20 protein-coding genes are annotated in these 19,813 nt (G+C 67.9%); 10 read left to right on the forward strand and 10 right to left on the reverse strand.

What is annotated here, in order from left to right; genetic code table 11:
* Window positions 1-5: 5 nt before the first annotated feature.
* The 4 genes from J2W68_RS12510 to aroC all read right to left on the reverse strand — a co-directional run bounded on the left by J2W68_RS12510 (window position 6) and on the right by aroC (window position 5,291).
* A complete protein-coding gene (locus tag J2W68_RS12510) occupies window positions 6-1,916 on the reverse strand; it encodes a type IV pilus assembly protein FimV (RefSeq protein ID WP_310236375.1) in 1,911 nt (636 codons plus the stop codon).
* 115 nt (window positions 1,917-2,031) lie between these two features.
* Entirely contained in the window at window positions 2,032-3,060 is a 1,029-nt protein-coding gene (locus J2W68_RS12515; protein ID WP_310236377.1) for an aspartate-semialdehyde dehydrogenase, read from the reverse strand.
* 94 nt (window positions 3,061-3,154) lie between these two features.
* Window positions 3,155-4,180: a 2-hydroxyacid dehydrogenase gene (locus tag J2W68_RS12520; RefSeq protein WP_310236379.1), complete on the reverse strand. Its 1,026-nt coding sequence runs from the start codon at window positions 4,178-4,180 to the stop codon at window positions 3,155-3,157.
* Complete coding sequence (aroC, locus tag J2W68_RS12525) at window positions 4,173-5,291, reverse strand: chorismate synthase (protein ID WP_310236381.1); 1,119 nt, start codon at window positions 5,289-5,291, stop codon at window positions 4,173-4,175. The genes J2W68_RS12520 and aroC overlap by 8 nt, the downstream gene beginning before the upstream one ends.
* A 340-nt stretch (window positions 5,292-5,631) precedes the next feature.
* Here aroC and J2W68_RS12530 point away from each other — a divergent pair, with 340 nt between their 5' ends.
* Entirely contained in the window at window positions 5,632-6,258 is a 627-nt protein-coding gene (locus tag J2W68_RS12530) for a class I SAM-dependent methyltransferase (protein WP_310236382.1), read from the forward strand.
* Between the two features lie 195 nt (window positions 6,259-6,453).
* Here J2W68_RS12530 and prmB read toward each other — a convergent pair whose 3' ends face one another.
* Window positions 6,454-7,425 carry a 50S ribosomal protein L3 N(5)-glutamine methyltransferase gene (prmB, locus tag J2W68_RS12535; RefSeq protein ID WP_310236384.1) on the reverse strand — a complete coding sequence of 324 codons (972 nt, stop codon included), beginning with the start codon at window positions 7,423-7,425 and terminating at the stop codon, window positions 6,454-6,456.
* Between the two features lie 112 nt (window positions 7,426-7,537).
* Between prmB and J2W68_RS12540 the strand changes: the two genes are divergently transcribed.
* The 3 genes from J2W68_RS12540 to J2W68_RS12550 are packed head-to-tail and all read left to right on the forward strand — an operon-like array spanning window position 7,538 to window position 10,102.
* The gene (locus tag J2W68_RS12540; protein WP_310236386.1) at window positions 7,538-8,203 is read left to right on the forward strand and encodes an SCO family protein; all 666 of its coding nucleotides are present in this window, start codon (window positions 7,538-7,540) and stop codon (window positions 8,201-8,203) included.
* A complete protein-coding gene (asd, locus tag J2W68_RS12545) occupies window positions 8,200-9,060 on the forward strand; it encodes an archaetidylserine decarboxylase (RefSeq protein WP_310236388.1) in 861 nt (286 codons plus the stop codon). The genes J2W68_RS12540 and asd overlap by 4 nt, the downstream gene beginning before the upstream one ends.
* A gap of 25 nt (window positions 9,061-9,085) precedes the next feature.
* Complete coding sequence (locus J2W68_RS12550; RefSeq protein WP_310236390.1) at window positions 9,086-10,102, forward strand: hypothetical protein; 1,017 nt, start codon at window positions 9,086-9,088, stop codon at window positions 10,100-10,102.
* 32 nt (window positions 10,103-10,134) lie between these two features.
* On the opposite strand, the gene J2W68_RS12555 is transcribed toward J2W68_RS12550, so the two are convergent.
* On the reverse strand, window positions 10,135-11,682 hold the full coding sequence (locus J2W68_RS12555; protein WP_310236392.1) for a transglycosylase SLT domain-containing protein: 1,548 nt from the start codon (window positions 11,680-11,682) through the stop codon (window positions 10,135-10,137).
* A 127-nt stretch (window positions 11,683-11,809) separates the two neighbouring features.
* Here J2W68_RS12555 and J2W68_RS12560 point away from each other — a divergent pair, with 127 nt between their 5' ends.
* The 4 genes from J2W68_RS12560 (at window position 11,810) to J2W68_RS12575 (ending at window position 15,480) form a co-directional block, all read left to right on the forward strand.
* Entirely contained in the window at window positions 11,810-13,309 is a 1,500-nt protein-coding gene (locus J2W68_RS12560; RefSeq protein WP_310236394.1) for a helicase HerA-like domain-containing protein, read from the forward strand.
* A 7-nt stretch (window positions 13,310-13,316) separates the two neighbouring features.
* Window positions 13,317-13,823, forward strand: coding sequence for a transcription elongation factor GreB (gene greB, locus J2W68_RS12565; RefSeq protein WP_310236396.1), 507 nt, complete (start codon window positions 13,317-13,319; stop codon window positions 13,821-13,823).
* Between the two features lie 32 nt (window positions 13,824-13,855).
* Complete coding sequence (locus J2W68_RS12570; RefSeq protein ID WP_310236397.1) at window positions 13,856-14,410, forward strand: hypothetical protein; 555 nt, start codon at window positions 13,856-13,858, stop codon at window positions 14,408-14,410.
* A 167-nt stretch (window positions 14,411-14,577) separates the two neighbouring features.
* Window positions 14,578-15,480: a siderophore-interacting protein gene (locus J2W68_RS12575; RefSeq protein WP_310236398.1), complete on the forward strand. Its 903-nt coding sequence runs from the start codon at window positions 14,578-14,580 to the stop codon at window positions 15,478-15,480.
* A gap of 107 nt (window positions 15,481-15,587) precedes the next feature.
* Here the strand turns inward: J2W68_RS12575 and J2W68_RS12580 are convergent, their stop codons facing one another.
* Window positions 15,588-15,983 carry a hypothetical protein gene (locus J2W68_RS12580; RefSeq protein ID WP_310236400.1) on the reverse strand — a complete coding sequence of 132 codons (396 nt, stop codon included), beginning with the start codon at window positions 15,981-15,983 and terminating at the stop codon, window positions 15,588-15,590.
* Complete coding sequence (gene rimO / locus J2W68_RS12585) at window positions 15,980-17,350, reverse strand: 30S ribosomal protein S12 methylthiotransferase RimO (protein WP_310236402.1); 1,371 nt, start codon at window positions 17,348-17,350, stop codon at window positions 15,980-15,982. The genes J2W68_RS12580 and rimO overlap by 4 nt, the downstream gene beginning before the upstream one ends.
* A 175-nt stretch (window positions 17,351-17,525) precedes the next feature.
* On the opposite strand from rimO, the gene J2W68_RS12590 reads away from it, so the two are divergent.
* On the forward strand, window positions 17,526-18,215 hold the full coding sequence (locus tag J2W68_RS12590; RefSeq protein WP_310236403.1) for a dienelactone hydrolase family protein: 690 nt from the start codon (window positions 17,526-17,528) through the stop codon (window positions 18,213-18,215).
* Window positions 18,212-18,625 carry an HIT family protein gene (locus tag J2W68_RS12595; RefSeq protein ID WP_310236405.1) on the forward strand — a complete coding sequence of 138 codons (414 nt, stop codon included), beginning with the start codon at window positions 18,212-18,214 and terminating at the stop codon, window positions 18,623-18,625. Before J2W68_RS12590 ends, J2W68_RS12595 begins: the two co-directional genes overlap by 4 nt.
* A 10-nt stretch (window positions 18,626-18,635) precedes the next feature.
* Here the strand turns inward: J2W68_RS12595 and J2W68_RS12600 are convergent, their stop codons facing one another.
* Together J2W68_RS12600 and dcd are read right to left on the reverse strand one after the other, a co-directional pair.
* Complete coding sequence (locus tag J2W68_RS12600; protein ID WP_310236406.1) at window positions 18,636-19,145, reverse strand: RDD family protein; 510 nt, start codon at window positions 19,143-19,145, stop codon at window positions 18,636-18,638.
* A gap of 30 nt (window positions 19,146-19,175) precedes the next feature.
* Window positions 19,176-19,748 (reverse strand): dCTP deaminase, encoded by a 573-nt coding sequence (dcd, locus tag J2W68_RS12605; protein ID WP_232117224.1) that lies wholly within the window; start codon window positions 19,746-19,748, stop codon window positions 19,176-19,178.
* Between the last annotated feature and the right edge of the window lie 65 nt (window positions 19,749-19,813).

Here is a 19,813-nt window from a genome sequence, read left to right on the forward strand (position 1 = left end):
GTGACTCAGTCCAGCGTGCGCAGCAGCTGCGCGGCCTGCGCGGCGGCGGACAGATCGTCACCCTCCACCACTTCCAGCAACAGGCTGCGCGCGGTCTCGGTGTCGCCCAGGTCGATATAGGCGCGCGCCAGTTCGATGCGCTCCACGCCAATCGGTATCTCGACGGCGTCGCCGCTGTCGAGTTCGACTGGTGCGTCATCCGCAGGCGTCGCGTCGATCACCGCCACGTTTTCGGGCTCGACCGGTTCGACCAGTGATTCCGATGGCGCGTGCCAGGTGGGGCCTTCGGACGCGGGCGGCACGACGACCGGTGCGGGTTCGACGACAGGCTCCGGCGCAGGCGTCTCACGCACGAATGCAGGCGGCGTCGCCGGTTCCGGCACCGTCGCCGCGGTCGGCGTGGCGTCGAGTGTCGATGTGGGCATGCCGGCCGCGAGCGCGGCGCTGTCGAACGGACGCTTTGTGGTCGCCGTGCGGCCGCGACGGCCGAGCAGGAACGCGAGCGCGGCGACAATCAGGATCGCCACGCCCAGCCACAGCCACGGCATCGGCGCGGCGACGCTGGACTGCTGCTGGTTGCTCGCCTCCATCCGCTGCTGCGCGGCGGCGAGTTCGGCGTCCTTGAGCTGGATCAGTTGCTGCTGTTGCTGCTGCAGCTGTTCGAGATCGTCGAGGCGGGCCTTGAGTTCATCGATCTCCGCGGTGCGCGCCGCGACGGTCTCGTTGGCCTGTTGCAGTTCCTGACGCAGCATGTCGCCTCCAGCGCCGGCAGCAAGGCCGGATTGGGTGCCCGTCGGCTGGCTGTCGCTGGCGGGCGGTGTGATTTCGAGTCGGGCATCGGCCGTGCGTGGGGCCGCGGTCGGAGGGGTCTCTGCGGTCGGCGGCGTCGCATCCGCAGCCGGATCTGCAGGCTGCGGCGCGGGGCGGCGCATCTCCCGCCACTGGCCCACCTGCTCGCGCACCACGGCATTGGCTTCGGCGGCGCTGAACTGGGTCCAGGCATCGCGCGCCGGCACCCGCAGCACCGCGCCCTGACGGATCAGGTTGAGGTTGCCGCCGATGAAGGCTTCGGGATTCGTGCGTAGCAGCAGCAGCATCGCCTGGTTGACGCTGATGCCGGCCTCGTCCGCGAGCGGCGCGGCGATCGCCGACAGCGTCTGTCCTGCGCGCACCGCAGGCAGCGCGTCGCCTGGCGTGACTGCAGCGGCGGCGGCAGGCGCCGCGAGCGCGGGCGTCGGTGCAGGTGCAGGCGTCGGCGGCGGCGGAGGAGGCGGTGCCGTTGCAATCGCATCGCTGGCAGGCGGCGGCTCGGTAGGCGCTGCGGCCTGTTGCGGCGGCGGGGGCGGTGCCTGCACGGGCGCGGCCGCGGCCGGTGGACGCACGATGCTCGGCGCCGGCGCCACGACCGGCGCCTGGATCGTCGGCTGCGCGGGCGCGGCAACGGTATCGGGCACAGCCACCAGCGCGGAATATTCGCGGACCAGACGGCCCTGCCCCCAGTCGACTTCGACCAGGAAAGTCAGCGCTTCCTGCGTCACCGGCGCGGCACTGGTAACGCGGATCACCGGGCGACCGCTCCGGTCGAGCGCGACGTTGAACTGCAGATCGGAGACCACACCGCGTGGCGGCTCGAGGCCGATGCGGGCGAAGGTCTCGGGCGATGCCAGGCGCGCCTGCAGCTGGCGCAACTCGGCCGGATCACTGGAGACGATCGGAATTTCGGCCAGCAGCGGTTGCCCCTGATGCGAGCGGACCTCGATGCGGCCCAGTCCCAGCGCGAGCACGGGCCCAGCCAGGGCCAGCAGGCCACCGGCCAGCAACAGACGCTTGAAGGTGCGCGACACGAACATCCCCTGTTTCTGCTTGCCGGGCCCGGACTGGGCCGAGCGGCCCTGCTGCCAATGCGCCGGATTCATCCAGCGACTGTAGCGGCGCGGGCTCCCGCTCCGCAACGCGCGATGCGTCCACCGCGTTGCGCGAGACTCCACGCAAGGCGCCGCAGCCGTGGCTGCGACGCCAGATGGCGCGGAATCAGCCTTCGGCCGCGACCAGCTCGGCGACCTGCACCGCATTGAGCGCGGCGCCCTTGCGGATGTTGTCGGCGACGATCCACAGGTTCAGGCCGTTCGGGTGCGAGAGATCCTCGCGGATGCGGCCGACGAACACCGGATCGCGGCCCGACGCATGGGTGACCGGGGTCGGATACCCGCCGGCCACGCGCTCGTCGACGACTTCCACGCCCGGCGCGGCCGCCAGCAGCGCACGCGCCTCGTCGACGCTGATGCGCTCACGCAGTTCGACCGCGACCGACTCCGAATGGCCATAGAACACCGGCACGCGCACCGCGGTCGGGTTCACCAGGATGCTGTCGTCGCCGAGGATCTTGTGCGTCTCCCAGACCAGCTTCATCTCTTCCTTGGTGAAGCCGTTCTCGAGGAAGGCGTCGATCTGCGGGATCAGGTTGAACGCGATCTGCACCGGGAACTTCTGCGGATCGATGCCGCGGAAATTCAGCAGGTCGCCGGTCTGGCGGCCGAGCTCCTCCATCGCAGAGCGTCCTGCGCCCGAGACCGACTGGTAGGTCGAGACGTTGATGCGCACGATGCCGGCACGGCGGTGCAGCGGCGCGAGCGCGACCAGCATCTGCATCGTCGAGCAGTTGGGATTGGCGATGATGCCGCGCGGGCGGTTGCGCGCCGCCTCCGGATTGACCTCGCTGATCACCAGCGGCACGTCATCGTCGTAGCGGAACGCCGAGCTGTTGTCGATGACGACCGCGCCGGCCGCGGCGAACTTCGGCGCGTATTCCTTGCTGGTGTCGCCACCGGCGGAGAACAGCGCGATGTCGATGCCGGTGGGATCGAAGGTGGCGAGATCCTGCACGACGATATCGTCGTCGCCGAACTTCACGGTGCTGCCGGCCGAGCGCGCGCTGGCGAGCGGCACGAGCTCGGACACGGGGAAATCACGCTCGGCGAGGATCGACAGCATGGTCTCGCCGACGGCGCCGGTGGCACCGACGACGGCGACGCGGAAACGGCGGTTCTGGGGACTGGACATTCAATACGTCTCGAAAAGGATTCTGGGAGTCGGTCGCGCGTGGCGCGCGGGCACTGCACTGTTTCGGCTTCGGGGAACCGCCCGCCCCTGATGCTCAGGCGGTTCCCGGACGTTTCGCGTCGTTGTCGTCCTGTTTCGCCGGCGCGATCGGGCTCGGGGGACGACCGGCATCCGGGCCCACGCCGAGCGCGGCGATCAGGTTGTCGACCGCGAGCGCGACCATCGCCCGGCGCGTGGCGAGGCTGCCGCTGGCGATGTGCGGGGTCAGCACGATGTTGTCGAGTGCGAGCAGGCATGGATCGACCGCGGGCTCGCCCTCGAACACGTCGAGCGCGGCCGAAGCGAGTCGACCGTTTGCGAGCGCATCGGCCAGCGCGGCTTCGTCGACGATGCCGCCACGCGCGATATTGGTCAGCGTCGCGGTCGGCTGCATCTTCGCCAGCGCGGCAGCGTCGACGATGTGGTGGCTCGCGGCCGAGTACGGCAGCACCAGCACCAGATGATCGGCCTGCGCGAGCAGCGTGTCGAAGTCGACATACGTCGCATTGAAGGCGCGCTCGACCTCGGCCGGCAGGCGGCTGCGGTTGTGATACAGCACGCGCATGTCGAAGCCGGACGCACGCTTCGCGATGCCCTGCCCGATCCGGCCCATGCCGAGGATGCCCAGCGTGCTGCCGTGCAGATCGGCGCCGAGCAAGCCTTTGAAGTTCCAGCCCTGCCACTGGCCCGCGCGCAGATGGCGCTCGGCCTCGGTGACGCGGCGCGCGGCGGCCATCATCAGCGCGAAGCCGAAATCGGCCGTCGTTTCGGTCAGCACGTCGGGCGTGTTGGTCGCGACGATGCCGCGCGCCTGCAGCGCATCGATATCGAGATTGTTGTAGCCGACGCCGACGTTGGCGATCGCGCGCAGCTTTGCTGCATCCGCGATCTCGTCTCGGCCGATGCGCTCGTTGAGCGTTACCAGTGCGCCGTCGACTTCGCGCAATGCGGCAGCGATCGCGGCCGCGTCGTGTTCGCTGACGTCCGGTACCTGCACAACGTCGAAGTGCGCGTGCAGGCGCTCGACGATGTCGTCGAACAGCGGCTGCGACACCCAGACCTTCGGGCGCGACTCAGCCATCAATGCGCCCCGGAATCCGCGGCGCCACCGTGCCGACATCGCCACACTGCGCGCGATGGCGCAGCGCCTGGTCCATCAGCACCAGCGCCAGCATCGCCTCGCAGATCGGCGTCGCGCGAATGCCCACGCAGGGATCGTGGCGCCCGGTGGTGATCACTTCGACCGTATTGCCGGCGGTGTCCAGACCGTCGGCCGGCAGGCGCAGGCTGGAGGTCGGCTTGAACGCCGTCGACACCACGATCTGCTGGCCGGTGCTGATGCCGCCGAGCACGCCGCCGGCGTGGTTGGACGCAAAGCCTTGCGGCGTCATCAGGTCACGGTGTTCACTGCCCTTCTGCGGAATCGACGCGAAGCCGGCGCCGATCTCGACACCCTTGACCGCATTGATCGACATCATCGCCGCGGCCAGATCGCCGTCGAGCTTGCCGTAGACCGGTTCGCCCCAGCCCGGCGGCACGCCGTCGGCCACGGCGGTCACGCGCGCACCGACGGAATCGCCGGACTTGCGCAGCGCGTCCATATAGGTTTCGAGCGCCGGCACCTGCGCGGCATCCGGCCAGAAGAACGGATTCGATTCGACCACCTCCCAGTCGATCGCCGCACCGTCGAACCGCGCCGGCACGATGTCGCCGAGCTGCGACAGATAGCCGTGCACGCGCACGCCATAGCGATCGTTCAACCACTTCTTGGCAATCACCGCTGCGGCGACCCGCATCGTGGTCTCGCGTGCCGACGAGCGACCGCCGCCGCGCGGATCGCGGATGCCGTACTTCTGCCAGTAAGCGTAATCCGCATGCCCGGGCCGGAACTGCTGGGCGATGTTGCCGTAGTCCTTGCTGCGCGCATCGGTGTTGCGGATCAGCAGCGCGATCGGCGTGCCGGTGGTCAGGCCCTCATAGACGCCGCTGAGGATTTCGACCTCATCGGTTTCGCGCCGCGCCGAGGTGTGCCGGGTCTTGCCGGTCGCGCGCCGCGCGAGATCCTCGGCGAAATCCTCGAACGTGAGCGCGATACCCGGCGGACATCCATCGACCACGCAGCCGATCGCCGGCCCGTGGCTTTCGCCGAAAGTCGTGACGGTGAACAGTTGGCCGAAGCTGTTGCTGGACATGGGCGGGCGTCGAAGCGACGCGGCACGAAAACGCGGGCCGGCAAGCTTAACGCGACCGGGCCGCGCGTGGACGCATGGTTTCCGGGCGAACCGTTCGCTTCGGCGCCTAGTTCAAGAACGAAACACCGTTGGGCTCACCTTCCCGCTAGCGACCGCGTCGTAGAGGGGACGAGCACTCTTCGCGAGATTAGATGAGGTGGTGTTCGCGGCGATCAGGTCGTCCCTACCCTAGGCATCAGTTGGGGACAAAATCTAATTCAAGGCCCAATTGGCTCGAGTCACCTTTGACTGAACTCTCCGCAAGCCCCTTAATGACGCCTGTCGCCCCGGGAGACCACACATGCACGAACAACTACGCCCGGACGAAAAGGGCGCAACCACAAGCACCGAGGTTTATCACGACCGACTACTTGATCTGCAGACCATCTGGTGGAAACGTCTTCTCCCTGTCCAAGCACCGTTTCGCTTCGATCTGCGCAGGCTCAAGCTTGGTCGAACTCTCGACATTGGTTGCGGACTGGGACGACTGCTCACCGCCCTCCCCGACGACAGCGTCGGCGTTGATCACAATCCGGAATTCGTGCGGCACGCAAGAGGCGTCGGCTGCATCGCATATACCTCGGACGAGTTCCTGCAGAGTAAAGATGCGACGCCTGACCGCTTCGATGCGCTGCTGCTCGCGCATGTTGCCGAACACGTAGACGCGGACACCATCGATACGATCCTCCAGACTTATCTGCCATTCCTGCGAGCGGGCGGCGCCGTTCACATGGTAACGCCGCAGGAATGGGGCTACAGATCAGACCCCACTCACCTGAACTTTATGGATTTCCAAGCGCTTTCTGATATCGCCCGCAGGAACAGCCTTGCAGTAGAGCGTTCATATTCATTCCCATTTCCCCGCTGGTGCGGACGTGTGTTCAAGTACAACGAGTTCCACCTACACGCCCGGAAGGGAGCGGGATAACGATCGATCCAACTACGTTCCAGCGTTCTAGCCGTTTTCCGGCTTGATCAACAGGTTGGATAAGACAGCACGTTCAAGCCCTCGGGGACAGAAATCCTGCTATCGAAATAGCAACCTGGAACTTCGAAAATGGAAAGTCTCGTCTTGCCACAAGCTCCCAATCCTCCCGTTGACGAAACCGTTCTCTGAGACCGCTCAGAACAACCCCGCACCCGCGCTTCCCGTCGCCGCAACCGCAGCCGACGCTTTCCCCTCGCGCGCCGCAGCCAGCTGGGTGATGCGCGCGCTGTGCGCGACCAGGTCGTGGCGTTCGACGACGAAGATGCCCATCTGGCCGACCTGGAACTCGATCCACATCAGCGGCAGTTCGGGCAGCAGCTTGACCAGGTGCTGCTCGGATTCGCCGACTTCGCAGATCAGCAGGCCGTCCTCGGTCAGGTGCAGCGGCGCGTCGCGCAGGATCTTCAGCACGAGGTCCAGGCCGTCATGACCGGCGCGCAGGCCCATCTCGGGCTCGTAGCCGTATTCCTGCGGCAGCGCGTCGGTCTCGTCATTGGTGACGTACGGCGGATTGGTGACGATCAGGTCGTAATGCTCGCCCTGCAGGCCGTCGAAGAGGTCGGACTTGAGGAAACGCGTATTGCGCACCTCGAGCCGCTGCTCGTTCTCGGCGGCCAGCGTCAGGGCGTCGTCGCTGAGGTCGATGCCGTCGACGTGCCAGTCCGGGTTGTGATGCGCCATCGCGATCGCGATGCAACCCGAGCCGGTGCACAGGTCCAGCGCGCGCCGCACCTCGCGGCCACCGAGCCAGGGCTCGAATCCCGAGAGGATCAGTTCGGCGATCGGCGAGCGCGGCACCAGCGCGCGCGCATCGGACTTGAAGCTCAGGCCGGCGAACCAGGCTTCACCGGTCAGGTAGGCGGCCGGCACGCGCTCTTCGATGCGGCGCAGGAACAGGCCCAGCACGTCTTCCTTTTCCGACAGCGTGACCCGCGACTGGCCATAGACCGGGCTCAGGTCATGCGGCAGATGCAGCGCATGCAGGGTGAGCTGGGTGGCCTCGTCGATCGCGTTGTCGTAGCTGTGACCGAAGGTCAACCCGGCGGCATTGAAGCGGCTGGCGCCGTAGCGGATCAGGTCGACGATCGTCTGCAGTTCTTCGGTCATGGTGCGCGGAGCTCGGGGACGGCGTGATGGCCGCGGATTATAGGTCACCGGGCCGCCGCGGCCCCCGACGATGCCCCGGTTATCATGACCGGCGCTCGATCCGGACTTTCCGATGTTCAACAGGACCACCCTCGTCATCCTCTGCGTCGCGCTGGCCGGCGGTCTCGGCCTGCTCGCTGCGCAGAAGTATTTCGCCTCGAGCGGCAGCGCGGCCGCGCCGGCGCTCGAGGTCGTGCAGTTGTATCCCCAGCCGCGTGCCCTGCCCGACTTCGCGCTGCAGCAGTCCGACGGCACCCAGCTGCTGCCCGGCGAACTCGCCGGCCACTGGACACTGGTGTTCATCGGCTTCACCCACTGCCCCGACGTCTGCCCGATGACGCTGACCCATCTCGCCCAGGCCCAGCGGCAATGGGAAGCGCTGCCCGAATCGACGCGCCCGCGCGTGCTGTTCGTGTCGGTCGATCCCGAGCGCGACACCCCCGAGCGTCTGGGCGATTACGCGCACGCCTTCCACCGCGACACGCTGGCCGCGACCGCCGACATCCCGTCGCTGGAACGCTTCGCGCGTGCGCTGTCGATGGTGTTCGCCAAGGTGCCGCTGGACACCGACGCGCCGGACGGCGCCTACACCATCGACCACAGCGCATCACTGGCCGTGCTCGATCCGCAGGGACGCATGGCCGGCGTGGTTTCGGGCAGCGTGTTGAATGCCGAAACACCGCGCCCCGACGCCGTGGCCGCCGATCTGCTGCGCCTGACCGCCGAGTACCGCCCATGAGCCTTGTCACGTCGCTGACCTATGCCCTGCCGCACCGCTACCTCTCATCGCTGGCGCGGCGTCTGGCGTACTCGCAGAACCCCGGCACGCGCCGCTGGCTGATCGACACCGTCGTGCGCAAGTTCGGCGTGGACCTGTCGGAAGCGGCGAATCCCGATCCGGCGTCCTACGCCAGCTTCAATGCGTTCTTCACCCGCGCCCTGCGCGAAGGCGTGCGTGTGCCGGATCCGGACCCGCGTGCGCTGGTGATGCCGGCCGACGGCCATATCAGCCAGTGCGGCCCGATCGAGGCCGGGCGCATCTTCCAGGCCAAGGGCCAGTCATTCACCGTCGCCGAACTGCTGGGCGACGCGGCCGATGCCGCGCCGTTCCTCGACGGCAGTTTCGCCACGGTCTATTTGTCGCCGCGCGACTATCACCGCGTGCACATGCCCTGGACCGGCACCTTGCGTGAAACCGTGCACGTGCCCGGCCGGCTCTTCAGCGTGGGCACCGCCGCGGTGTCGAAGGTGCCGCGCCTGTTCGCCCGCAACGAGCGCCTGGTCTGCCACTTCGACACCGACTTCGGGCCGATGGTCCAGGTGATGGTGGGCGCGCTGCTGGTCTCGGGCGTGGAAACGGTCTGGAGTGGCGAGGAGATTCCCGCCTACGGCGACCGCATCCAGCGCAAGGACTGGCGCGGCAAGGGCATCACCCTGCAGCGCTTCGAGGAAATGGCGCGCTTCAATTACGGTTCCACGGTGATCGTGCTGCTGCCCAGAGGCGCTGCGGATCTGGAACCGACCCTGCATGCCGAATCTCCGGTGAGGCTGGGCCAGCGGCTGGCGACCCGGAACACCGCCGATATCGCGAGCTGATCGCCCGGACAGCAGGGGCCGCACCGTGTCACGGACCGACGCCATCCTCCCGCTCCCCGACCGGGGAGCCGCCCATCCGCGCCGCTGGCGACCCACTGCGCTGTCCTGCCTGGTCGGCGCACTGGTCGCACTGAGCGGCTGCGCCAGCAAGAGCGAAGCCGAACAACTGGCCAAACTGCGCGCCGGCTTCACCTACCAGCGCTATCAACAGCTGTCCGGCCCCGGCCTGCCGACCGCTGTCGAGGCCTACCGCAGAACCTCGGAAGTCGCCGGAAAACCCACTCCGCCCTTCACCCCCGCGGATCTGTGTACCGCGCGCGTCCTGATGGCCTATGCCGCGCTGGCCGCCGACAAGCAGATACTGACCATCGCCGAGGCCGATCTGATCGACCGCCACGACTGTGACGCCTTCTCGCGTCATGCCGCGCAGTCGCTACGCATCGTGACCTACCAGCGCCGCGGCTGGCACGACCTGGCACAGGCCGACAGCCAACTCGACCCCGCCACGCTCGATGCGGAGAAGACGGATGCCATCACCCAACTGGCCGCGCTGCACCTGGTGCTGATCTATACCGGCGTGATGGACAAGAAATGGGATCGCGTGGTGCTGCATGTGGAGGGACTGGGCGCGTTGATCGGCACGCCGTGGCTGGGTGATCTTGGCCACGCGTGCCTGGACATCCATGAAGGACGCACCCGCGACGGCCTGCGCCGGATCAAGCGGGTCAGCGAGAACCCGCACGTCCCCGAAGAGGTGAGAACGGAACTCGCCGCGTTCATCGCCACTGTCGAACTACGTGCCGGCAATCTCGACGAATCGGCGGGAAAGCTGATGCTGCGCATGACCTGGATGGCACTGCGTCAGTATGGCCCGGACAACCTGCGCAGACTCATTGGCTTCGTCGAGGACAACGGCTGGCGCCGCTTGACCAGCGCCCCCGCCGACATGCGTGCATCACTGGCGGAACGCTGGCATCGGTGGCGCGGCGGCGCCGATACCGATGCCGCCATGGACGAAGAGACGCTTCCCGCCATCCCCTGATACGCCGCCGAGCCGCCGAGCCGCTGTCCGCGCTATCGCGTGCAGCCGGCCAGCGTCAACGCCTGTCCCTGGCGGAGTGCGTAGGCCGGCGCGCGCAGGTTGTTAGCCTGGGCCAGCGCGGTCACGTCGCAGCCATAGCGCTGGGCGATGCTGCCCAGCGTTTCGCCACGTGCAACGCGATGCGTACGTGCCGGTGCTGGCGCAGCCTCCGGCGGACGCGGCGCGGCAGCGGACGGCGGTACCGCGGCCGGCGGCGGATCGCCATCGGTCGACAGCACTTCGATCGCACCTGTGCGTACGATCGCCGCGCGCGGATCGCTGTTGACCAGCTCGGCTGCGAGATCGGCGCGGTCGCCGCGCACGCACCAGCGCTTGTACAGGCTGGCCATGCGCGTGGTGCCGGCGAGCGTGGTGCCGACCGGCAGCAGGCTGTCGGCCTCGTAGCTCGGGTTGAGGTTGCGCAGCGCGCGCATGTAACCGTCGCGGGTGGTGCCGTTGCCCATGCAGATCGTCAGCTCGTAGATCGACGCCGGGCGTTCGAGGGTGAAGGTTGCCGGGCGCGTGTCGATCTTGGGGAACGTCAGGCCGTATTCCTCCGGATGCAGGTACAGCCAGGCCGCGGCGATGACCATCGGCACGTAGTCCTTGGTTTCGGCCGGGAACTGGTTGTAGACGCCGGGGTCCCAGAAGCTGCGGCCGTTGGCCTCGCGGTAGATCCGCAACGCCCGGCCTTCGCCGCCGTTGTAGCCGGCCAACCAGTATTCGATCTCGTTGCCGTGCTGGGCGAAGCGCTCGTTGAGATACACCGCCGCGGCATCGGCCGACAGGCGCGGGTCGTAGCGCGTGTCGAAGCCGGTGCCGTCCGGACCCAGGCCGAAACGGCGCCCGGTGGCCGGCATGAACTGCAGCGGACCTGCAGCGCCGGCGCGCGAACGCGCATGCACGCGGCCGTTGGATTCCTTGGCGAGGATGCCGAACAGCAGCGCTTCCGGCAGCCCGCTGCGCTTGAACGCCGGCGACATCAGGTGCTGCATGTACTGGTAGTTCTCGTGACTGGTCATCAGCGACACGCGCATGTCGGTGAGCCAACGGCGGATCGAGGCCTGCACGGCCGGGTTGAGCTGGACCATGCGCTTGAAGCGCTCGTCCTCTGCCAGCAGCGCCGACGCACTGGCAGCGGCCGGCACATCGGCGGTGGGCAGCGTGCCTTCGAGGCCATCGAGATCCGTGCCATCCGGGCCCTGCCCGGCCTGGGCATCGGCATCGGCCTTGAGCAGGCGCTTGTAGGTCGTCAGCAGCTGCGGAACGCTGCAGCCGCGCTGCTTCTCGCAGGCCAGCATCACGTCTTCCATGTCCTCCAGCGCGGCGTTGCTGGCATTGATGCCGGCCGGGTCGTCATTGGCGATCTGCACCAGCGCCTGGCGATAGCGGGCCTCGGCATCGAGCATGCGCTGGTTGAGCGCCTCGCCGGCTTCGCGGTCGCGGCGCGACTGCGCGTTCGCATCGGTGGCCGTGCCGGCCAGCGCGAGCGCCAGCGCGAGGGCGCCGAGGCGCAACGTCGTGGAAACGGAATCTCGCATCGTGACGGGGGTCCAGCAGACAGGGCCCGCAGGGTAGCCCTGCCTGTTGCAGAGGGGCAAGGCGCGCGTCGCGAACCGCGACGCAGTCGCTAGAATCGCGGCATCCACTTCATGGAGCGTCCGCGCGATGGATCCGATCCTGCTCGGCAAGGCTGTCACCACCCCTGACGCCGGGCCCGTGCACCTGCAGCCGAAGTTCGGTAACCGGCATGGTCTCGTGGCCGGCGCGACCGGCACCGGCAAGACCGTCACCCTGATGACGCTGGCCGAGGGCTTCTCGCGCATCGGCGTGCCGGTGTTCATGGCCGACGTCAAGGGCGATGTCGCCGGGCTGGCGGTCGCGGGAACGGCGAGCGACACGCTGCTCGCACGCGCGGCCGAGATCGGCGTTGCCGACTGGGCACCGGCGGCGAGTCCGGTGGTGTTCTGGGACCTCTACGGCAAGCTCGGCCATCCGGTGCGTACGACGGTCAGTGAAGTCGGCCCACTGCTGCTGGCGCGCATCCTCGAACTCAACGACACCCAGTCCGGCGTGCTCGACATCGTGTTCAAGCTCGCCGACGACCGCGGCCTGCTGCTGCTCGATCTCGCCGACCTGCGCGCGCTGCTGGGCGTGGTGACCGACGAGCGCAAGGACATCGCCACGCAGTACGGTCTGGTCAGCCCGCAGTCGGTGGCCGCGATCCAGCGCTCGCTGCTGCGGCTGGAACAGGACGGCGGCGATCACTTCTTCGGCGAGCCGGCGCTGGAACTCAACGATCTGATGCGCACGTCCACTGACGGCCGCGGCGTCATCGGCATTCTTGCCGCCGACCAGCTGATCCTGCGCCCGCGGCTGTATTCGAGCTTTCTGCTTTGGCTGCTGTCGGAACTCTTCGAGACGCTGCCGGAAGTGGGCGATCTGGACAAACCCAAACTCGTCTTCGTGTTCGACGAGGCGCATCTGCTGTTCAACGATGCGCCAGCCGCGCTGCAGCAGCGTATCGAACAGGTGGTGCGCCTGATCCGGTCCAAGGGCGTGGGTGTGTACTTCTGCTCGCAGTTTCCCGACGACGTGCCCGACAACGTGCTCGGCCAGCTCGGCAACCGCGTGCAACACGCGCTGCGCGCGTTCACCCCGCGCGACCAGAAGGCCGTGCGCATCGCGGCCGAAACCTTCGTGCCGAATCCTGCGCTTGATGTCGCCCGCGCGATCTCGCAACTCGGTACCGGCGAGGCGCTGGTGTCCACGCTGCAGGACAAGGGCGTGCCGACGCCGGTCGAGCGCACGCTGATCGCGCCGCCGCGCTGCCGCATGGGCGCGATCACGCCCGAAGAGCGCGCGCAGGTGCGCGCGAACAGCCCGGTCGGCGGGAAGTACGACACGGCGATCAATCGCGAATCCGCAGCCGAACTGCTCGCCAAGCGCGCCGAGGATGCGACCGCGCAGACCAAGACACCGCCGGCGAAGACCGCACGCGAAGCCGAGGCCGACGAGGGCGAAGGCGGCGTCGGCCGCTCGATCAACGAATTCCTGTTCGGCACCGGGCGCCGCCAAGGCGCGGTGCAGGCAGCCGGCAAGCAGGCAGTGCGCACGATCACCAACCGCATCGTGCGCAATCTGCTCGGCGGGATCCGGCTCAAGTGAGCAATCGATGAGCCGCTGGCGCCCACCCGCTGAAAAGAGCACCGCGCTGATCACGCCCGAAGGCCATGCGCGCCTGAAGGCTGAACTCGACGATCTGTGGCGCGTGCGCCGGCCCGAGGTCGTGCGCGCCCTGTCGGCCGCGGCGGCCGAAGGCGACCGCTCCGAGAACGCCGAGTACACCTACCGCAAGAAGCAGCTCGGCGAGATCGACCGGCGCGTGCGCTATCTGTCGAAGCGGCTGGAGTCGCTGCACGTGATCGACGCCGCTCCGAGCGATCCCGAGGCCGTGTTCTTCGGCGCGCATGTCGAGCTGGAAGACACCGACAGCGGCGAGCTGGCGCATTACCGGATCGTCGGACCCGACGAAACCGACGCGAAAGCCGGCTGGATCAGCATCGATTCGCCGCTGGCGCGCGCGATGCTCAAGAAGCGCGTCGATGACGAATTCGAAGCGCAGCTGCCGGGCGGCCTGGTGCGCTTCGCGGTGCTCGCCGTGGACTATCGCGCGGCGTGAGCGCGTCTGCTGTCCCGGCGTGGCGGCGGCGCTTGAACATTCGCCTCGCTGCGCGCGTTCTGTCAGCGCTGCTGCTGCCAGCCGCCCTGTTCGCCCTGCCCGCATGCACGCGTGACGCATCGCCGACGACCTCGCAGGACCGTGCGACGCCCCCGGCACCCGACGCGAAGACGCTGGCGCACGCGGATCTCGCGCATCGCCTGCGGCGTTTCCTGATCACCCGCACCGCGCCCGGCATCGCGCGCGGACCGATGGCGGCCGACGACGAACGTTTTCGGCTCGGCGCGTTCTGGCGTGCCCGCACAGACACCCATCATTTCGGCGCCGATTTCCAGTCGCGCGCGGATATCGCGCTGGCCGCACCGGGCTCGACGCCGGCCGCTGACGCCGCGCTACGCCAGCTGCGCGACACCGTGGAAGTTCGCTTGCCGGCGTGGCAGGCCCTGGTCGACTACAACGCCGCAGGCACGATGCGCGACGACGGTGGTGACGAAGGCCGCCGCCTGCTGCCATGGGCGATCGCGTCGATCGACGCGATCGAGGTCGCGACCTGGGACTACGTAGACGCGGTCGAGGCGACGCGCTGAGTCGCTTTCGCCATTGCCCCGGGATCGCGAATGCACACAACCCCCGGGCAACGCTTCGGTTGCCCGCATATCCCGATCCCCTAGAATCAAGGCCGACAGCGCTCGATCGCCGTCCAGCCACGTCGTACGACGCAGCCATCCCGTCCACATCGAACCGGATCCGCTGCATGTCCCGCGCCTCGTACCGCAAATTCTCGCTCCACGTCTGTCGCCGCACCGCGCTCTCGCCGAGCTTCGTACGCATCACCTTGCATGACACCTCGGTCGCCGCCATGACCACGCACGCGCCCGATCAACGGGTGAAGCTGTTCTTTCCCCTCCAGGACGGCGCGATGCCGGCGTTGCCCGATGGCGACGACTGGTATGCGCGCTACCGCGAAATGCCCGCCGGAACGCGACCGCCTATGCGCACCTACACCATCCGCGCGCTGCGCCCGGCGCAGTGCGAGGTGGATGTGGACTTCGTGCTGCACGGTGACGGTGGTCCCGCGTCGGCCTGGGCCACGCGCGCGAACGTCGGCGATCCGCTGCTGATGCTGGCGCCCGATGCGGCCTTCGACGGCACGCCGGACGGCTTCGAATGGCGTCCATCTGCCGGCCTACGACAGGTGCTGCTGGCCGGTGACAAGACTGCGCTGCCGGCGATCGCCGGCATTCTTGAGGCATTGGCCGCCCAGCCGGATCCACCGCGCGTCGTCGCCCTACTCGAAATTCCGGAAGACGCCGACCGCCTCGAACTGCGCGCGCCCCGCGATGCCGCGCTTCACTGGCTACCGCGTGCCACGAGTGGCGCCGCGCATGGCGCGCGGCTGCAGTCGGCGTTGCGCCTGCTGATGCCGGCTGCTCCCTCGCCCGATGTACATGCGAGCGACGCTCACGCGGAAATCGATCTGGACATGGAGATCTTGGGGATGCGCAGCGCAGCGGGCGACCACGGTTTCCAAGCCTGGATCGCCTGTGAATCCGGCGCAGCGATGGCCATGCGCCGACACCTCACCACCGCGCTGGGCATCGACAAGCGCGCGGTGGCCTGCATGGGCTACTGGCGGCTCGGCCGAGCACAGGATTGACCGCGAGCACGACGGACGGTACGAGCGCACACTGCGGGACGGGTCGAGTGCAGCAAAACTCAGACACGCAAACGGTCATGCGGTCGGAAGATCGCCACGGACCTACCTCAATCGACGCGTCGCATCTCGAAGATCCCGTCGTCCGACAACGCAGTGAAATACCCGGTCGTCGACGTGAAGTTCTTGTCCGGAAACTCGGTGCCCGGCGATACGCGGCAGAACAGGAACGCACGCGAATACGCGCACTGCAGACGCGCTTCCGGCCCGATGCCCGGGAACAACCCGTGCTGTTCCATCGCGCTCAGCGGCAACAACGCGAGGCCCTCGCCACGGAACATCGCCAGCCAGCCACGGCCTTCTGCGCGCACCACCAGCTGCGCGTCGTCGGGAAACGCCGCCCCGCCTTCGCCGGCCGGCTGATACGTCCCGCTCAATCCGTCGGCGGCCTGCGCGACACCGGTCGCGCATAACCCAGCCGCGAGCAGCACCGCGCGGCGGATCACGCCAGCACCTCGGCGACCTCGCCGTAGAGATCGTGCTCGTCGCTGCCCATGATCGCGACATCGACGAAATCGCCGGGCTGCAGGTCGGCCTCGCGGCCATCCTGGATCTGCACCACGCCGTCGATCTCGGGCGCATCGCCCATCGAGCGGGCGATCGCGAGATCGCCGTCGACCATGTCGACGATGCACATCTGCACCGTGCCGACCTTGGCTTCGAGGCGCGCGGTCGAGATCTGCGCCTGCTTCTCCATGAAGCGCGCGAGGCGCTCCTGCTTCACCTCTTCGGGCACGGCGTCGGGCAGCGCATTGGCCGTTGCGCCGGTGACGGGCGAATACGCGAACGCACCCACGCGATCGAGCTGCGCCTCGTCGAGGAAATCGAGCAACTGCTGGAAATCGTCCTCGGTCTCGCCCGGGAAGCCGACGATGAAGGTGCTGCGGATCGTCAGCTCGGGGCAGATCTCGCGCCAGCGCGCGATGCGCTCGCGGGTCTTGTCGATCGCGCCTGGCCGCTTCATCAACTTGAGGATGCGCGGGCTGGCGTGCTGCAGCGGCACGTCGAGATACGGCAGCAGCTTCGGCATGCCGTCGGCGTGGCGCTCGGTCATCAGCGGAATGATGTCGTCGACGTGCGGGTACGGATATACGTAATGCAGGCGCGTCCACACGCCGAGTTCCGACAGCCCTTCGCACAGCGCTTTCATGCGCGTGGCGTATTGGCGCTCGCGCCAGGTGCGCTCGGCGTAGCGCACATCGACGCCGTAGGCCGAGGTGTCCTGCGAGATCACCAGCAGTTCGCGCACGCCGCCGCGGACGAGCTTCTCGGCTTCGCGCAGCACGTCGTCAACCGGGCGCGAGACCAGGTCGCCGCGCATCGACGGAATGATGCAGAAGCTGCAGCGGTGGTTGCAGCCTTCGGAAATCTTCAGATACGCGTAGTGCTTGGGCGTGAGCTTGATGCCGATATCGTCGAGGGCTGCGCGGCGCGGCACCAGGTCGAGGAAGGGATTGTGCGTCTGCGGCGCCGCCGAGTGCACCGCGCGCATCACCGAGCCGTAATCCTGCGGGCCGCTGATCGACAGCACGCCGGGATGCGCCTCGCGGATCACATCTTCGCGCTTGCCCAGGCACCCGGTGACGATGACCTTACCGTTCTCGGCGATGGCCTCGCCGATCGCGTCCAGCGATTCGGTGACCGCCGAATCGATGAAGCCACAGGTGTTGACGACGACGACGTCGGCATCGTCGTAGGTCTGGACGATGTCGTAGCCCTCGACGCGGAGCTGGGTGAGGATGCGTTCGGAATCGACGAGGGCTTTCGGACAGCCGAGGCTGACGAACCCGACCTTGGGATTGGCTGCGGACATGGGAACCGTGGCTTGGAGATGGCCGCCGAGGGCGGCTGGAATCGCGGTCGCACGGCGCGGGGCCCGCGCGCGATGGCTGCGCAGTATAGCGCCGGGCCAGCCATGGACCGGGCGCACGGAAACGTCATTGCTGCCTCGGTTAGACTCGGGTCGCCACCTGAACAGGGAATCCGCCATGGGCCGGGATGTCGTCCTCGCCACGCCCTCCGGACCGGTGAACGCCTGGCGTGCCGAACCGCCGCACGGCGCCGCGGCCCTCGGCGCGGTCGTCGTGATCCAGGAGATCTTCGGCGTCAATGCGCATATCCGCAGCGTCGCCGACGGATATGCCGCCGCGGGCTATCTGTCGCTCGCGCCGGCACTGTTCGACCCCGTCGCCCGCCATGTCGAACTTGCCTATGACGCCGACGGCTTTGCGCGCGGCCGCGAACTGGTCGACGCGCTGGGACTGGAGCGCGCACTCGGCATCCTCCGCGCCTGCCGCGACGCGCTGCAAGGCGAAGGACATCGCCGCACCGGCGTGGTGGGCTTCTGCTGGGGCGGCACGCTGGCCTTTCTCGCCAATACACGCTTGGGCCTGCCCGCGGTCAGCTATTACGGCGCGCGCACCGTGCCGTTTCTCGACGAACCGCTGCAGGCGCCGATGCTGTTCCAGTTCGGCGCGGACGACCCCGCCATTTCGCCAGACGACATCGCGCGTCACCGCGCGGCCCAGCCCGACGCGGAAGTCCTGGTGCATCGCGGCGGACACGGTTTCAACCGCGATGTCGATCCCGACCACTACCATCCGGCCAGCGCCGCTGCCGCGCGACGCGCCACCCTCGCCTTCCTCGACGCCGCGCTGCGGCAGGATGCGACGCCATGACCCCTGCTTACACGCTGCATTCGCAGCTCGCCGACGACACCCATCCCCTCGCGACGCTCAGGCTGTGCGAGCTGCGGCTGATGGACGACGCCAACTATCCATGGCTGGTGCTGGTGCCGCGCATTGCGAACGCGCGCGAGTTGATCGATCTCGACGCCGATCAGCGTCGCCAGTTGACCGACGAGATCGACATCGCCGCGCGCCTGCTACGCACCGTATGTCAGCCCTACAAGCTCAACATCGCCGCGCTCGGCAACATGGTCGAGCAGTTGCATGTGCACGTGATCGGCCGCGAACAGGACGATCCGGCCTGGCCGGCGCCGGTGTGGGGCCGGGTCGCTGCGCGGCCTTATTCGCCAGAGCAACTCGTCGCGCGGGTCAGCCAGTTACAGGCCGCGCTCCCCCGCTGATTCAGCGCGCTCAGCGCGCGCGGACCACGCGCGTGCCGGCGACGAAATCGTGGCCGCAACGGCGGTCCTGACGGAAGATCATGCCCAGGCTACCGAGCACGACCAGCGCACCCAGGCACGGAATACCGCCCACGATCTGCAGCGGGAAATAACGCGCGAAGATCGCGCGCAGCGCCGTCACCGGCCGGCCATCGAGCGTGACGATGCGGATGCCGAGCAGGCGCTTGCCCCAGGTCTGGCCGCCAACGTGCAGCGGCCAGGCGTGGATCGCAGCGAAGATCAGCATTCCGATCAACATCCACACCGCCTGCAAGCCCAATCCGACCTGCTCTCCCCGCTGCGCCGCCTCGATCACCGCACTCCAGTAGCCGCCGAGCCACATCACTGGCGTGATGACGGCCAGCCCGATCAGACCATCGATCAGCACCGCGCCCAGGCGCGTGCCGCGCTCCGCGAGCTGCTCGACGTCATCGGCATGCAGCTGTGCGGTCGGTGCCTGATAGGGGTTGGAATCGTGCATCGCAGCGTCCTTGCGTAATGGTGGGAAAGATCAGGTTCGCGGAAGCGTGACGCCGCGCTGGCCCTGGTACTTGCCGCCGCGATCCTTGTACGAAGTCTCGCACACGTCATCGGCATCGGACTGGAAAAACAGCATCTGCGCGACGCCTTCGTTGGCGTAGATGCGCGCCGGCAGCGGCGTCGTATTGCTGAATTCCAGCGTGACGTGGCCTTCCCATTCCGGCTCCAGCGGCGTGACGTTGACGATGATGCCGCAACGCGCATACGTGCTCTTGCCCAGGCACACCACCAGCGTGTCGCGCGGGATGCGGAAGTACTCGACCGTGCGCGCCAGCGCGAACGAATTCGGCGGAATGATGCACTCGTCCGCCTCGATGTCGACGAAGCTGCCGGGGTCGAAATGCTTCGGATCGACGATCGTCGAGTTGATGTTGGTGAAGATCTTGAACTCGCGCGAGCAGCGCACGTCGTAGCCATAGCTCGACGTACCGTAGCTGACGATGCGCTGGCCGGCCGGGTCCTGCTTGACCTGGCCCGGCTCGAAGGGCTCGATCATGCCCTGCTCGGACATGCGGCGGATCCAGCGGTCGCTCTTGATGCTCATCGTGGGATTCCTGCGGCGCGGCGGCCTGGGCGCGCATTGTCGCCGCCTTGGACGTCCGCGTCATC

It is taken from the genome of Luteimonas terrae (genome assembly GCF_031457535.1).
GTDB classification, from domain to species: domain Bacteria; phylum Pseudomonadota; class Gammaproteobacteria; order Xanthomonadales; family Xanthomonadaceae; genus Luteimonas; species Luteimonas terrae_A.